12 protein-coding genes are annotated in these 14,485 nt (G+C 50.1%); 7 read left to right on the top strand and 5 right to left on the bottom strand.

Going from position 1 to position 14,485, the window contains the following annotated elements; all coding sequences use genetic code 11:
* Positions 1–4: 4 nt before the first annotated feature.
* From ACN0VA_RS05860 to ACN0VA_RS05840, 5 genes are all read left to right on the top strand, one after another.
* On the top strand, positions 5–1,933 hold the full coding sequence (locus ACN0VA_RS05860; RefSeq protein ID WP_417820242.1) for a nitric oxide reductase activation protein NorD: 1,929 nt from the start codon (positions 5–7) through the stop codon (positions 1,931–1,933).
* Entirely contained in the window at positions 1,934–2,491 is a 558-nt protein-coding gene (locus ACN0VA_RS05855; protein ID WP_417820241.1) for a cytochrome c oxidase subunit 3 family protein, read from the top strand.
* 4 nt (positions 2,492–2,495) lie between these two features.
* Positions 2,496–2,759, top strand: coding sequence for a cytochrome C oxidase subunit IV family protein (locus ACN0VA_RS05850; protein ID WP_417820240.1), 264 nt, complete (start codon positions 2,496–2,498; stop codon positions 2,757–2,759).
* Between the two features lie 83 nt (positions 2,760–2,842).
* Complete coding sequence (locus tag ACN0VA_RS05845) at positions 2,843–3,337, top strand: GNAT family N-acetyltransferase (protein ID WP_417820239.1); 495 nt, start codon at positions 2,843–2,845, stop codon at positions 3,335–3,337.
* A 115-nt stretch (positions 3,338–3,452) separates the two neighbouring features.
* Positions 3,453–4,535 (top strand): glycosyltransferase family 4 protein, encoded by a 1,083-nt coding sequence (locus tag ACN0VA_RS05840; protein ID WP_417820317.1) that lies wholly within the window; start codon positions 3,453–3,455, stop codon positions 4,533–4,535.
* On the opposite strand, the gene fdhF is transcribed toward ACN0VA_RS05840, so the two are convergent.
* From fdhF to ACN0VA_RS05825, 3 genes are read right to left on the bottom strand one after another with little or no spacing between them, the layout of a single operon-like run.
* Complete coding sequence (gene fdhF / locus ACN0VA_RS05835) at positions 4,519–7,230, bottom strand: formate dehydrogenase subunit alpha (protein WP_417820238.1); 2,712 nt, start codon at positions 7,228–7,230, stop codon at positions 4,519–4,521. The genes ACN0VA_RS05840 and fdhF overlap by 17 nt on opposite strands.
* Positions 7,227–8,690, bottom strand: a complete 1,464-nt coding sequence (locus tag ACN0VA_RS05830; protein WP_417820237.1) for an NADH-ubiquinone oxidoreductase-F iron-sulfur binding region domain-containing protein — start codon at positions 8,688–8,690, stop codon at positions 7,227–7,229. Before ACN0VA_RS05830 ends, fdhF begins: the two co-directional genes overlap by 4 nt.
* A gap of 12 nt (positions 8,691–8,702) precedes the next feature.
* On the bottom strand, positions 8,703–9,173 hold the full coding sequence (locus ACN0VA_RS05825) for an Lrp/AsnC family transcriptional regulator (protein ID WP_417820236.1): 471 nt from the start codon (positions 9,171–9,173) through the stop codon (positions 8,703–8,705).
* Positions 9,174–9,342: 169 nt separating this feature from the next.
* Here ACN0VA_RS05825 and ald point away from each other — a divergent pair, with 169 nt between their 5' ends.
* Positions 9,343–10,455 (top strand): alanine dehydrogenase, encoded by a 1,113-nt coding sequence (gene ald / locus ACN0VA_RS05820; protein WP_417820235.1) that lies wholly within the window; start codon positions 9,343–9,345, stop codon positions 10,453–10,455.
* Between the two features lie 96 nt (positions 10,456–10,551).
* Here ald and ACN0VA_RS05815 read toward each other — a convergent pair whose 3' ends face one another.
* On the bottom strand, positions 10,552–11,736 hold the full coding sequence (locus ACN0VA_RS05815; protein ID WP_417820234.1) for an NAD(P)/FAD-dependent oxidoreductase: 1,185 nt from the start codon (positions 11,734–11,736) through the stop codon (positions 10,552–10,554).
* A 152-nt stretch (positions 11,737–11,888) separates the two neighbouring features.
* On the opposite strand from ACN0VA_RS05815, the gene ACN0VA_RS05810 reads away from it, so the two are divergent.
* The gene (locus ACN0VA_RS05810) at positions 11,889–12,980 is read left to right on the top strand and encodes an iron-containing alcohol dehydrogenase (RefSeq protein ID WP_417820233.1); all 1,092 of its coding nucleotides are present in this window, start codon (positions 11,889–11,891) and stop codon (positions 12,978–12,980) included.
* Here ACN0VA_RS05810 and ACN0VA_RS05805 read toward each other — a convergent pair.
* The gene (locus ACN0VA_RS05805; protein ID WP_417820232.1) at positions 12,963–14,390 is read right to left on the bottom strand and encodes a pentapeptide repeat-containing protein; all 1,428 of its coding nucleotides are present in this window, start codon (positions 14,388–14,390) and stop codon (positions 12,963–12,965) included. The genes ACN0VA_RS05810 and ACN0VA_RS05805 overlap by 18 nt on opposite strands.
* Between the last annotated feature and the right edge of the window lie 95 nt (positions 14,391–14,485).

Here is a 14,485-nt window from a genome sequence, read left to right as displayed (position 1 = left end):
GAACATGAGTTGGATGGAGGTCATAGAGGTCGAGGAATTTGTCGGCTCGCATTGGCACAGGATCATCAGCAACGGGGTGGCCAGTTATGGATCCCACCCCGACGCGGCGGTGACACTGGATCAGGTGCGTGCGTCCCTTGGCGTCTTTTTCCGGGGTCTTGGCGGCGCCAAGGGTGTGGAAATCGCAGCGGCAAAAAATGAAACGTCGCACCACCGACTGTCATTCCGTCAACGTTTGGGGATGGGAGAAGAACGAACGATTCGCCCGACACTTGACGGGCATACATTAATGCTGCCGATCGAGCTGGATATCTTTCCCGAAAAGCAGTTGAACAAAGAACTTTTCTATTGGTTATCCGCCTTTTTTGCCGCAAGTCCGGATGATAAGCTGGAAGAAACGGACAATGCCTTTCATCGTGACTTGATGTTTTTAAAACGGGTTTATGAAGTCCAGCTTTCTGTCTTGCAGGAATTACCTGGCATTCGTCCGATCTGGACGCGCCTGTCTTATGGGTTGCGTATGATGCGCCCGAAAAAAGGTCTGCCGCCGCTGGAAAATATGGTTGAAGATATCGTCCTTTATTTGTTGGGCGGTGAGAAACCCGAAAATTCAGCAATGGCTTATATCTTTGAAGGTGGTGCGTTGCCTGATGACGAGGTTTTGCAATATAAGCCGTTTTTGCCTGTCCCGTTGTGGGGGGAAATTCTCGAACGCGAGATGTCCAACGTTAAAAAAGGCGATCAGGAAATGGGCGGCGATATGTCGCGCAAGCAGGCGACTGATCGTAAGCTTCGGTCTCAACGTCGTGAACTGGATCAGGCCAACCGCGATGACGGGTTCTTTTTGCACATTTACGACAAGATCATGTCCATTGCCGATATGTTGAATGTGAATCGTAACGTAGAAGACGAAGAAGAAGACGAAGCGGTTAAGGCCATTGACGATCTGGAACGGGTCACGGTTAGTGAGCATGATAAAAAGGCGGCAACCAAGATCAAAATGGATCTGGATTTGCCCGGGGATGAGGTGGATGAAACCCGCCTGACCGGGGAAAAAGTCTTGCCGGAATGGCATTATCGTAAGGGCATTTATCTTCAGGATCATTGCCGTGTTCTGATCCGCACGGGTTTGGAAGAAGGGGAAGACTGGACACCGGATGAAGCTGCGAGACGGCGTATTCGCCGGGTGAAACGTCAGTTCGAAGCCTTGCAGGCCAAACGCGAAGTCCTGCACGCCCAACCTGATGGGGAAGAACTGGACCTTGAAGCGGTTGTGCGCGCACGTGCCGATATTCAGGCCAGTGGGCGCTCCAGTAACCGTCTTTATTTATCCAGTCGCATGCAAACACGTGATCTGGCAATTTCCTTGCTGGTTGATGTTTCGCTTTCAACCGATAGCTGGCTGGATAACCACCGGGTAATTGACGTGGAAAAAGAAGCCCTGACCATTTTAGGCAATGGTCTGGCAGCGTGTGGGGATGATTTTGCGATCAATACCTTTACTTCGCGCAAACGCGATTATGTCCGGGTGGATTGTCTCAAAAGCTTCGACGAGCCTTTCGGTCCGAAGGTGCAACGCCGAATTTCAGCTTTGAAACCGGGGTATTACACCCGAATCGGGGCGGCATTGCGCGCGGCGGCGGAAGATCTGGCAGAACGTCCCAACCGACAAAAATTGTTGTTGGTGATTACCGATGGGAAACCCAACGATGTGGATCATTACGAAGGCCGTTACGGTATCGAAGATAGCCGCAAGGCCGTACAGGAATGTCGCCAAATGGGATTGAGCGTTTTCGGGGTGACGGTAGATCAAAAAGCACAAGATTATTTCCCTTATATTTTTGGGCGGGGGTCTTATCAAATCGTCGGGCATGTCGCCAAATTATCGACGGCCTTACCGAAAATTTATCGCCAATTAGTAAAGGGTTCATAGATGGAACAAGTTGAAGAAGGTGGTGGCTGGGGAGCGTTAGACGATCTGCCCGGCAACCCGATGATGTGGATTTTGATCATCAGTGAATTGCTGGTGTTCGGCGCGTTCTTCCTGAGTTTTGGGGTTTCGCGCATGCTGGACCCGGTTGGTTTTGGCCAATCACAAGCCCTGTTGGATGGTGTCTATGGCGGGGTGAACACGATTGTGTTGATCACCAGCGGATTTTTATGCGCTGTTGCGGTGGAAACTAAATCCATACAACGCGCCCGCGGATTATTGGCCGGTGCGATTGCATTGGGTGGTGTCTTCGGTGTGATTAAAATGATCGAATATGGCGACAAGTTTGATCATGGCATCGGCATTGAAACCGACACGTTCTTTACGCTGTTTTTCCTGATGACCGGTTTTCATTTTCTGCATGTTATTTTCGGCATGATTTTGTTGGGGATTGGAATCTGGAAACCACGCCGCGATATTTTGGAAACGGTTTGTGCATTCTGGCATATGGTCGATTTAATCTGGGTGCTGTTGTACCCGCTGGTTTATTTGGCGAGGTAGAAAAATGACACGCTTATTTATTGTCTGGGCGGTATTGGTCGGCTTGACCGTTCTGTCCATGATCAGCGGGCAGGCCGGCAGCGATGTGCCGCACCTTTCCGTTATGGCGTTGGCCCTGTTGTTTGGCTTTAGCGTTTTAAAAGCCGAAGGTATCTTGCGCCATTTTCTCGACCTCAGGTCTTCCAGCCCCGGATGGCGTGGTGGATTTACAGCCTTTTTGATCGGTTTGGCAGTTGTTCTGTTCGCCATGACCGCGTTTAAAATTTAAAACTTGTTTCTTCCTGCCAAGCCTTTTTCTGTATTTCATAGAAAAAGGCTTGGCGCTTCCGTGGCTTACTGCTATGGGACATTATGCAATGGACCATAAAAACGGAAGCGCAGTGTCCTGTGGATGAAGAAAAAATCTTCGCACTTGTTGCACGGGCGCTTGGGGAAAACTGGACAACCAAATCTTCCCACCAGCTTCGGATCGGTCGTGATCCTGTCAAAGATCTGTCACTGGTCGCCTTTTTAAAGGATGAACTGGTTGGAACCGTGCGCCTGTGGGACATTCAAGCCGGTAATGCCGGGGATGCGTTGTTGTTGGGGCCGCTGGCGGTTGAACCAAGATTGCATGGTCTGGGGCTGGGTAAGGCCATGTTGTTAAAAGTCATCGATTTGGCAGGCAAGGCCGGATATGGCGCGATTGTTCTGGTGGGCGATGGACCTTATTACGAACGCGTCGGTTTCAGTGCAAAACCAACATGGTTGATGCGCATGCCGGGACGTTACGATCAAAACCGTTTGTTGGGATATGAATTGATCGAAGGTTACCTGAGCGGCAAAGACGGTGTGATTACACGCTAGAACCTTTTAGTCTCTTTGCGTTCTGCTTTAGAAAAAGAATCATACTCCTGTCTTCAAAATGTAATGACCTACATGTTTGTCTCTATCGGTTGTATCGATGGGGAAAGGTTCGGTTTTGCATATTTTGATCGTTACAGACGCGTGGCATCCGCAGATTAACGGGGTGGTGCGGGTGCTGGATACATTGCGCACACGTTTGATGGATCGGGGGTTTGAAGTCAGTGTGATTTCTCCCAGTGATTTTATAACTGTTCCTTGTCCCGGTTACGCTGAAATTCCGCTGGCTGTTTTTCCGCAACGAAAAATCCGTTCCATGCTGAAACGCATGCGCCCGGATGTGATCCATATTGCGACGGAAGGTCCGATCGGCTGGTCGATGCGCAAGGTCTGTCTCAAAAAAGGACTGCCTTTTACAACGGCTTATCACACCAAGTTTCCGCAATATGTCCATGAACGTCTGCCGTTTCTGTCCCTTGATCGTCTGTATGGCGTGATGCGTAAGTTTCATGGGCCGAGCAAATGCGTCTTTTCCCCATCGCACAGTGTGGCCAAAGAATTGGCCCGTTTTGGGTTTGAAAATGTCTTTGAATGGTCGCACGGGGTGGACACGGATACTTTTAGCCCACAGGAAAAAGATTTTTTTGATTTACCACGCCCGATCCATATGTATGTCGGGCGTTTGGCGGTGGAAAAAAATATTCCGGCTTTTCTCGATCTGGATTTACCCGGTTCTAAAATCGTTGTTGGTCCGGGACCATTGCGCGAAGAATTGATGGGAAAATACCCGGATGTCTTATTCCATATCCCCTACAGTGATCGGGAATTGGCCCTGTGTTATTCTGCAGCCGATGTTTTTGTCTTTCCCAGTTTAACCGATACATTTGGTCTTGTGATGGCGGAAAGTCTGGCGTGTGGCGTGCCTGTTGCGGCCTATCCGGTGTCCGGCCCGCTGGATGTATTCGGACAGCAGGCCGCTTGCGAGACATCGTTTGGGGCCTTGCATGATGATTTGGGAAAGGCGGTGAAAAAAGCATATGGCAAGCTTGTTCCAGCCTGTCGCAGTCATGCCCTTCATTTTTCATGGGACCGGGTGGTTGCGGAATTTCTCGACAACATTTATCCGATTGACCCGGCCTTGAAAGACAAGCGTTGGAAAGTGCGCAAACGTTCTGCAAAGTTTATTAAGGAAGCGTCTTAGTTTTTTCTATCTTGGCGGCACAGGTCTTGACCTCGGGTATTTTACCGTAAGGGTCAAGTTCCGGGTTGGTGAGAAGGTTGGCTGCTGCTTCTTTAAAACAGAATGGAATAAAAACCATGCCGGGGGGGACATCGCGGTCCGGGCGCGCATGAATATCGACAGTGCCACGCCGTGTGGAAACGGTGATGATGTCACCGGCTTCGATATCGCGTTTTTTCATTTCCTTCGGGTTTAAGCAGGCAACGGGCAGGGCTTCTATTTGATCCAGTACGCCTGCGCGCCGTGTCATTGCCCCGGTGTGCCAATGTTCCAGCATACGTCCGGTTGTCAGGACGAAAGGATAGTCGGTATCTGGCACTTCATCCGGTGGGATCAAATCGGTGGGGACGATGCGTCCTTTGCCCGTCTCGGTCGGGAAACCATCCCCAAACAGAACGGCCTGATCGTTGGGGTAGGTTAGGCTGTTTTCAGTTTCCAACCGCTCCCATGTAATCGCGTTGAGTGAATCCATGACACTGGACATTTCACGGTAGACATCACGCACATGATCATAAGACCAGTTGAGCCCCAGACGATTGGCAATCTCGCAAATGATCCAAAGGTCTTGTTTGGCCTCACCCGGCGGATCAAGGGCTTGGCGGCCTAATTGCACCTGTCGGTTGGTGTTGGTGAATGTACCTGTTTTTTCAGGAAAGGCACTGGCGGGCAAGACCACATCGGCGTACATGGCTGTTTCTGTCAAAAAGATATCCTGCACGACCAGATGGTCTAAGGAGGCCAAAGCCTTGCGGGTATTGGTGGTGTCCGGGTCCGACATGGCGGGATTTTCACCCATAATATACATGGATTTAATCTGTCGAGCCTGAATAGCATGGATGATTTCAACAACCGTCAGTCCGGGGCTTGGATCAAGTTCAGCCTGCCAAAAATCGGCAAAACGCTCATGAATGGCTTGATCCCCAACGGCCTGATAATTGGGGTAGACCATCGGGATTAATCCGGCGTCCGATGCGCCTTGAACATTGTTTTGTCCCCGCAAAGGGTGCAGGCCGGTGCCATCGCGCCCGATGTGCCCGGTGATCAGGGCCAATGCGATCAGGCAACGAGCATTATCGGTGCCGTGGACATGTTGGCTAACGCCCATTCCCCAAAAGATCAGGGCACGCTTTGCCTTGGCATAAAGGCGGGCAATTTTGCGAATTTCATTGGGTTCAATGCCGCAAACCGGGGCCATGTCTTCCGGGCTGAAAGATTGGATATGGCTGCGTAGCTTTTCAAAATCCTGTGTGTAGGTTTTGACATATTCGTGATCAACAAGGTTTTCGTCGATAATGGTGTGGATCATGGCGTTCAGCAGGGCGACATCGGCCCCGGATTTAAATTGCACCATATGGTCGGCAAATCGACTAAGGGCTTGGCGACGCGGGTCCATGACGATCAGTTTGGCCCCTTGTTTAACTGCCTTTTTAATATAAGTGGCGGCAACTGGATGGTTTTGGGCCGGGCGCGCACCGATGACGATAATGACATCGGATTTTAACGCATCCATAAACGGGGCGGAAACGGCGGCAGACCCAATCCCTTCCATCAAGGCGGCGACGGAAGATGCATGACATAGGCGGGTACAGTGATCCACATTGTTGGTGCCAAATCCGCTACGGATCAGTTTTTGAAACAGGTAGGCTTCTTCATTGGACCCTTTGGCCGACCCAAAACCAGCGAGTTCCGACCCCTTGAACGATTTAAAACCATTTGCGGCCTTTTCCAGTGCTTCATCCCATGTGGCTTCGCGAAAATGGCTCAAAGGGTTGGCGGGGTCCATTTGTTCTTTTTGTGCGCCTTCCTTGCGGATCAAAGGTTTGGTCAGGCGTTGTGGATGATGGATGTAATCAAAACCAAAACGCCCTTTTACACAGAGCTTTTCTTCATTTGCTGGACCATCGCGGCCATCGACACGTATAAGACGGTTATCCTGTACATGATAGGTCAATTGACAGCCGACCCCGCAGAAAGGACAAAGCGAGTCCACACGTTTCAAACTGTTTGATGCTGTAACCGCTTCCCCTGTTTGCGGATCACGCGGCAACAAGGCCCCGGTTGGGCAGGACTGGATACATTCCCCGCAGGCCACACATGTACTGTCAAACACCGGATCGTTTTGATCAAAGGCAATGGTGGAACGCGCCCCGCGCCCAAACATACCGAGGACATCGTTGCTTTGCAGATCCTGACAAGCGCGAATACAGTTGGTACATTGAATACAGGCGTTCAAATTGACAGCCAAGGCCGGATGGGTGAAATCGGGTTCAAGGGTTGGGCGTGGCGAAAAGCGTGAAGTTTGGATACCAACCTCATCCGCCATTTGCCAGAAGTGCGCGTTCGGGTCTGGGCTTTGGTTGCGTTCAGGGTGATCTGAAATCAACAACTCCATAATCATCTTGCGTGATTTTGTGACCCGTTCTGAATGGGTGTGAACCTTCATGCCGTCTTGGGCGGTGCGTTTGCAAGATGCGGTTAATGTGCGTTCGCCTTCGACCTCGACCACGCAAAGGCGGCAATTTCCGTCCGTCTTGTTATGTGTATGATAACCGGAACAAAGATGCGGCAGGGAAAGGCCTTCGCGTTTGGCAATATCAAACAGGGTTTCATTTTGTTCTGCATGAACAGTTTTGCCGTTTAGGGTGAAGGAAATCATGCAAAATCCTCCGCAAAATATGTCAGGGCAGACAGCAGCGGATTGGGGGCGGCTTGTCCCAGTCCGCAAATGGAACTATCGCGCATGACCGCACATAATTCTTGTGCCAAGTCTGTATCCAGAGTGTGCCGAAGCATTTCAGAAAGCTTGTCACAGCCGACGCGACAAGGCGTGCATTGTCCGCAGCTTTCATGGTTAAAGAAATCCAGCAGATTTGTGCAGACAGTTTTCATATTATCGTGATCGGATAAGACAATGACGGCCGCCGACCCGATAAAACAACCGTATTGTTCCAGCTCTCCAAATCCCAGCGGCAGGTTTGCCAGATGGGCAGGTAAAATCCCGCCGGATGCGCCACCGGGCAAATAGGCCTTGAACTTATGGCCTTTCAACAGACCACCACCATATTGGGTGATCAGTTCTTGGGCAGTGATGGTCAGTGGGGCTTCGTATACGCCCGGTTTTCGGATGCGACCGGATAGGGAATAAAACCGTTTTGATCCGGCCTCAATTCCGTTTTGCAGGATGTCCTGTACCCGCCAAAGGGTTTCCACATTATTGATCAGGGTCGGGCGACCAAATAAGCCTTGCTGGGCAGGATAGGGTGGTTTGATGCGTGGAAGGCCGCGTTTCCCTTCCAGACTTTCTAGAAGGGCGGTTTCTTCCCCGCAGATATAGGCACCAGCTCCCCTACGTAAGTGAATGACATGCCCGTCTGTATCAATCTTTGGCAATTCGGTTTGCAGGATTTGGCGGATATCGGCATATTCATCACGTAAATAGATGTAAATGTCTTTGGCGTTGATGACATCGGCGGCGATCAATGCCCCTTCAATAACTTTATGCGGGTTGGTTTCAAGACAGTGGCGGTCTTTGAATGTGCCGGGTTCGCCCTCATCGGCATTGATGACCAAAACGGCATTTGTGGCTTTATCAAAAAACCGCCATTTATCAGCAACTTTAAATCCGGCCCCGCCCAAACCGCGCAAGTTTGCGGCTTCCAAGGCGTGTAAGACCTGATCCGGTTGCCCCTTATATTGGCGATAGATGGCATAATCATATGCCGCATAATCTATATAAGAGGGCGTCGCTTTCTGTGTGTGTGGCAAGGAAACCGGGGCTTCAGCACACCGCCCCACGCACGGTACAGGCGTCCCCTTACTGCCCCCAAACATCGCGCAGGTCAGACTGACACAGGATTGTTGCGGGGCAGGTGGGCCGTTTAAATGAAAATGTGCATAAAAACTGGCAACTTCATAGACTTGAGCCTGTGACAGGCGCATAACCTCGGCCAAGGCGGAGATACTTTCTTTATCCAGATGACCGAAAGCATCCTGAACGATATGCAGGTTTTCGATTAACATGTCGCGCTGTTGTGCATTTGGCCCAAGCAACTGAGCGATTTTTTCACAACGGCTCGGGTCCGCAATGCGGCCTTTGGGAAAGAATCTCTTTTTCATAGGCGAACTATATCAGATATCAGCCATTTTCACGCCGGTTTTCTTGCAGACGGTACGTAAGGCAAAACTGGATCGGATGCGGGAGACACCGGGCATGCGTGACAGGTAATTACGATGGATATGTTCGTAACCTTCCGGGCCAGCGCACGCAATACGCAATAAATAATCCGCATCCCCCGACATCAGGTAACACCCGCGCACGTCCGGGCAATTGATAACCGCGTGTTCAAAAGCATCGACGGTTTCCTCGCTTAGACTGCGTAAGGTGATTTCCACGAAAACATTGGTGGGTTTGCCGACGGCGGCCTGATTGACCAGCATGGCATAACCATCGATGTAACCGTCGTCTTCCAGTCGTTTTACACGGCGCAAGCAGGCCGAGGGGGACAGGTTAACCGCATCGGCGAGGTCTGCGTTGCTCATGCGTCCATCGCGTTGCAGGAGGGTGAGAATCTTACGATCTGTTCTATCTAGGTCATTCATTGCATAATAATTCTGTAAAATTAAAAATAATTCGAATTATATGCGTTAATTTATGGTTTTCATAGTGCGATTTCGTAGCACATTCGAGAGATCTTGATATAGCATCATCGCATAACAAAATTATATGTATTCAAGGGATGATTCACCCTGGTTTTCAAGGAGAGAGAGAATGCTTATCGGTGTACCCAAAGAAATTAAAAACCATGAATATCGCGTTGGTATGACGCCGAGCTCTGTGCGCGAAATGGTACATCACGGCCATGAAGTACTGGTCGAAACCTATGCCGGAAACGGTATCGGATTCAGCGACGCGGATTACGAAGCAGCGGGCGCAAAAGTTGTTGGAACGGCGGCTGAAATTTTTGATCGTGCCGAAATGATCATCAAGGTGAAAGAACCGCAGAAAGTAGAATATGAACAACTGAGTGAAGATCAGTTGCTCTTTACATATCTGCACCTTGCCCCCGATGCTGAGCAAACAGCCGGTTTGGTGAAATCCGGTGCAACCTGCATTGCCTATGAAACCATTACGGATGCACATGGCGGTTTGCCTTTGCTGGCACCAATGTCTGAAGTTGCGGGTCGTATGTCCATTCAGGTGGGTGCAAACGCCATGCAAAAAGCCAATGGCGGCAGTGGGATCCTGCTGGGTGGTGTGCCGGGTGTTCAGCCCGGGCGTGTTGTTGTTATCGGCGGTGGTGTTGTTGGTACAAGCGCGGTCCGTATGGCAATGGGGCTGGGCGCGGATGTAACCGTGCTGGATAAATCACTGGCACGTCTGGCCTATCTTGATGATATCTTTGGGTCGCGTTTGAAAACACAATATGCAACGGTCGATGCCACAGAAGAACTTGTCTATGGCGCTGATCTGGTTGTTGGTGCGGTCTTGGTTCCGGGTGCAGCTGCGCCTAAGCTGATCCGTAAAGAACAATTGTCTTCAATGAAAAAAGGTTCCGTCATTGTAGATGTTGCAATTGATCAGGGCGGGTGTTTTGAAACATCCAGAGCCACGACCCACCAAGACCCGACTTACATTGTTGATGATGTGGTTCATTACTGTGTGGCCAATATGCCGGGTGCGGTTGCCCGTACGTCAACTTTTGCATTGAACCATGCCACCTTGCCGTTTGCTCTGGCGCTGGCCGATAAAGGCTGGAAGAAAGCTTGTGCAGACGATGTGCATTTGCTGGCAGGTCTGAACGTTCACAATGGCCGTGTGACTTACAAGGCCGTTGCGGATGATCTGGGTTATGATTATCTCGATCCGACAACCCTGATCTAGGAACCTGAAATCAGGTTCTTGAAACCGGTGCTTCTTTGTTGCCCGTAAAGAAGCACCGTTTTTTTCCGATGGAATATGGCGTTTTAGCCTATTGGTTTAGACATATTGTCCAGCGCAATAGCCGGATGCCCATGCCCATTGGAAATTAAAGCCTCCTAAATGCCCGGTCACGTCAATAACCTCCCCGACGAAATAAAGACCGGGCACTTTTTTTGCCTCAAACGTTTTGGATGACAACTCGTTGGTATCGACACCGCCACGCATAACTTCGGCTGTGCGATATCCTTCCGTCCCACTGGGCAGCAGGTGCCAGTCATTGATGGATGCCGCCAAGGCATGCAGTTTTTTATCGGGTTGATCCGCGAGCTTTCCTTTGCAATCGGCTTGTTCGCTCAGGCGCTGCGCCAATCGTTTGGGCAGGATGGTCGCGATGACGGTCTGGGCTTCCTGTTTCGGCTGGTCCTGTTTTGCTTTTTTCAGCAATTCAAAGACGTCAGTGTCGGGGGCAAGGTTAATCTGGACTTCTTGGCCCGGTGTCCAGAAGGATGAAATTTGTAAAACGGCCGGACCACTAATGCCCTTGTGGGTAAATAATAAAGCTTCGCGAAATTCGGTCTTGCCCAGTTTGATGACAGCTTCAAGGGCAATGCCTTGAAATCCGGCTAATTTATCGCGGGTGTCTTGATCAAAGGTAAAGGGCACAAGGGCGGGACGGGGATGGATCACGTTTAATCCCATCACTTCGGCCTGTTTCAAACCGAAATTGCTGGCCCCGATTTTGGGGATGGACAACCCGCCTGTTGCAATGACGAGATGTTCACATTCAATTTCGTGTTCGTTGCTCATAATTAAAAAGCCGCCGTCGCGCGTGCTGACGCCTTCTACTTTGGTGTTCAGGCGGATGTCTACATTGGCCTTTTTGCATTCTTTTTCCAGCATATCGATGATTTGCTGGGCGCTGTCGTCACAAAAAAGTTGCCCGTGGTCGCGTTCATGGTAGGTGATACCGTATTCGGAAATCAAACTGATGAAATCCCAGTTTGTATAGCGTTTCAGGGCGGATTTACAAAAATGTGGATTTTCTGACAGATAGTTTTTCGCTGTAATATCCATGTTGGTGAAATTGCACCGTCCACCACCGGAAATTCTGATTTTTTCCGCCAGTTTTTTGGCGTGATCAATCACCCATGTTTTCCGCCCGCGTTTTCCTGCCTCAATGGCACACATCATGCCGGCTGCACCGGCCCCGATAATCAGTACATCCACTTTTTGAGTCGCCATGACATCTTCCATATTGTGCGGTGCTAAAAAACTACCTTCTGCATCAAGTTGGCCGTTCTGTCCAGCTTTGTACATGTGAAATGATTTTTGGGAATTGATTTTTCGAAAGAATGTGACAGATTGTTCAACAGATACATAAGGATGATGAAGCAATGACGATTGCATTTGCGGCAAAGGCCGTGCCGGAACTGATTTTTGCGCGCGGCTCTTTTGACAGTTTGCCTCGACGAGCTGCGGCTTATGGCACGAATGTGTTGTTGATCGGGGATGCTTATTTGCAAAATCATCCGAGCCTGCTGAAAGAAGTGAGCGACAAACTGATTGTTGCCGGATTGCGGGTGGATCATGTCAGCGCGCGTGGGAAGCAAACGCAGGAAGCCAGCCGTAAAATCACCAACGCATATGATCTGGAACAATATGATTGCGTGATCTCGTTAGGGGGCGGACGTGCGATAGATACAGGAAAGCTGGTTGCAAAATCGTGCCCTCATATTGCTGTGCCGACAACGGCCGGGTCCGGTGCCCCGATGAATGGCGTGATTTTTGGTGGGGCCGAAGCGGTTGAAGAAACGTTCAATTCATTTTTGGTACCGGATCTCGTGATCGGCGATCCGGCATTTATTGATGAAATGGACCGTGATGATTTTGCCGCTCGGGCCTTGACCGTTTTGATGCTGTTGGGGGAAGCTTACGTTTCGCCTAAGGCATCGGTTTTATCGGATGCCTTGGTCTGGTCGGGGCTGGAAGCCTTTGTTCGGGGCTTTGTGCGCGGTGTTGAAGGCGATCCGCAGGGCCGCGATGATGTTTTTTATGCGTCCTTAATGGCTGGGGTTGGAACTGGACAAGCCGGGTTTGGATTGACCCATCGTTATGGGGCCATCGTTGAACAAAAAACAGGCTTAACCTATGCACAGGCTTGTGCAACCGTTTGTGCGGAAACAACAGATTTGCAGTTGCAATTGCTGGCTGATTTATACCCTGATCATGCGGCAATGGATAAATATGCCCTGATCGGAGAATTAATTGCAGAACGTCCTTTTGAAGACCGCGAAGAGGCTTATGCGTCGCTGGTCGGGACATTGCGCCGATGGGTCGCGCGTTTGAACTTATCCAAAATTTCGCTCAAGGAAACGGCCTTAACCGGTATATGCCGCACGATTGAACGCGATTGGGATGAGACGGTCTTGCCAATCCATCCTGATTTAAATGATTTGGAAACGCCGCTGTTACGGCGTCTCCTTTAAGGCATTTGGCAGGCGGGTGCTTGAATCGGTAATGGCGCGCCGGATTTGTTCGCGGATTAAGCCTTGTACAGAGCTCAAATTGACGCCACACAAATTTGCGCGATGAAGGTTGGCTCCGCTGAGGTTCACCCCGCGAAGAGATGCGCCTTCCAGATTGGCCCCGGACAGGTCGGTTCCCAACATATTGGCCCGGTCCAGTCGTGCATTGCGCATATCGGCGCGGGTCAGGCGAGAAACGCGTAAATCTGCGCTGGAGAGAAGGGCATCTTTGAACGTAGATCCACTAAGATCAGCTTTGCGAAAAACACTGCTGGTGCAATTGACGGCTTCAAAATTGGACTGGGGAAGGATGGCTTTGGTAAAATCCACTTCCATAATAGATTGCCCCCGAAAATCAGAATGTGGACGATTGGCGCGTAAACCATCGCGCCCGCCGCTGTTGACCCACAATTTATGAAGGTCCAGGCATTCATCCAAATCAATGATTTCTTCAAAATCATCGCTATCCGGGCCGACAGGTTCGACGCTAGGCGCGGGTGATTTCTCAACCGGTTTCGAGGCCGCCACATCTGTTTTTTCGGTTGCTCTTGATGAATTGTTTTCTTTGTTTGCAACAGGGGAAGCTTTGGTTTCGTCGACCAGATCGTAATGGGGAGGGGCTTCTTTCGAAGGGCCTGTTAAATCACTATCCTGAAAAGACATGCTGCCTTTATCTGCATCGGGACGGGTTTGGCTGGTTCCCCAATCAAATGCATCGTCCTGAGAGGATGTATTTTGTTTTCTTTGGGATGATCCCATTAAGTTATCAAGTGATGGTTTAGAGGCTTGATTGCGACCACCGGAAGAGCTGCCCGCACTTAAGGTGACGCCGCCGACGGGGCGTGAGCGGGTGTAGCTGTCTAGCTTAAAATCAGTCTGGTTCAAGCAGTCCCGGCGATCCTGTCCATCAAAATGGGGGTCGTCACGCATACGGCGTTCGGGACCGAAATATTTGGCAACGCAAATAAAACGCCGGGGCTTTAAGATCACTGCACGGGTAAAGCGCAGCAGTTTTTCCGGGCTAAGCGGTTTGCGCAAAGCCCCTTCAATCCCCGCGCGACAGGCTTCACGCAGCATATGTTGTGAGACTTTTTCCAACAATAAAAGAATAGGTGTTTTATAAAAAGCACCGTCGTTCAGGCTGCGGATTTGACGCACAATCTCAATGCCGTTGGTATCCGGGAATTTAAGGGCAAGAAGGACAAGGTCCGGGTTGATATTGCCAATATGTTCAATCGCTTTTTGTGGGGATGGGGTTGCGATGAAATCACCAATATCATTGTCTATATAGGTTGTTCTTGCGATATCAATACTTTCTGGGTCTATATCGCAGAAAATAACCTTATGTGTGCTAAAATCGAAATCCGTCATCGGGGGCCTATGTTAGACATTTTTCTTCAGATCGTTATCCCACAAAAGTATAATAAACGGATAATAAAACAGTTCAACTCTTAAGCAATTTTTAA

This window comes from Terasakiella sp. (assembly GCF_048267425.1).
Taxonomy (GTDB): domain Bacteria; phylum Pseudomonadota; class Alphaproteobacteria; order Rhodospirillales; family Terasakiellaceae; genus Terasakiella.
The sequence above is the reverse complement of the archived record's forward strand: the minus strand, read 5'-3'. Positions and strand labels throughout refer to the sequence as shown.

Excerpts from the sequence above, each read along its gene's own strand:
- ACN0VA_RS05855 (WP_417820241.1), top strand. The coding sequence starts at position 1,934 with ATGGAACAAGTTGAAGAAGGTGGTGGCTGGGGAGCGTTAGACGATCTG.
- ald (WP_417820235.1), top strand. The coding sequence starts at position 9,343 with ATGCTTATCGGTGTACCCAAAGAAATTAAAAACCATGAATATCGCGTT.
- ACN0VA_RS05850 (WP_417820240.1), top strand. The coding sequence starts at position 2,496 with ATGACACGCTTATTTATTGTCTGGGCGGTATTGGTCGGCTTGACCGTT.
- ACN0VA_RS05815 (WP_417820234.1), bottom strand. The coding sequence starts at position 11,736 with ATGGCGACTCAAAAAGTGGATGTACTGATTATCGGGGCCGGTGCAGCC.
- ACN0VA_RS05825 (WP_417820236.1), bottom strand. The coding sequence starts at position 9,173 with ATGAATGACCTAGATAGAACAGATCGTAAGATTCTCACCCTCCTGCAA.
- ACN0VA_RS05845 (WP_417820239.1), top strand. The coding sequence starts at position 2,843 with ATGCAATGGACCATAAAAACGGAAGCGCAGTGTCCTGTGGATGAAGAA.
- ACN0VA_RS05830 (WP_417820237.1), bottom strand. The coding sequence starts at position 8,690 with ATGAAAAAGAGATTCTTTCCCAAAGGCCGCATTGCGGACCCGAGCCGT.
- ACN0VA_RS05805 (WP_417820232.1), bottom strand. The coding sequence starts at position 14,390 with ATGACGGATTTCGATTTTAGCACACATAAGGTTATTTTCTGCGATATA.
- fdhF (WP_417820238.1), bottom strand. The coding sequence starts at position 7,230 with ATGATTTCCTTCACCCTAAACGGCAAAACTGTTCATGCAGAACAAAAT.
- ACN0VA_RS05860 (WP_417820242.1), top strand. The coding sequence starts at position 5 with ATGAGTTGGATGGAGGTCATAGAGGTCGAGGAATTTGTCGGCTCGCAT.
- ACN0VA_RS05810 (WP_417820233.1), top strand. The coding sequence starts at position 11,889 with ATGACGATTGCATTTGCGGCAAAGGCCGTGCCGGAACTGATTTTTGCG.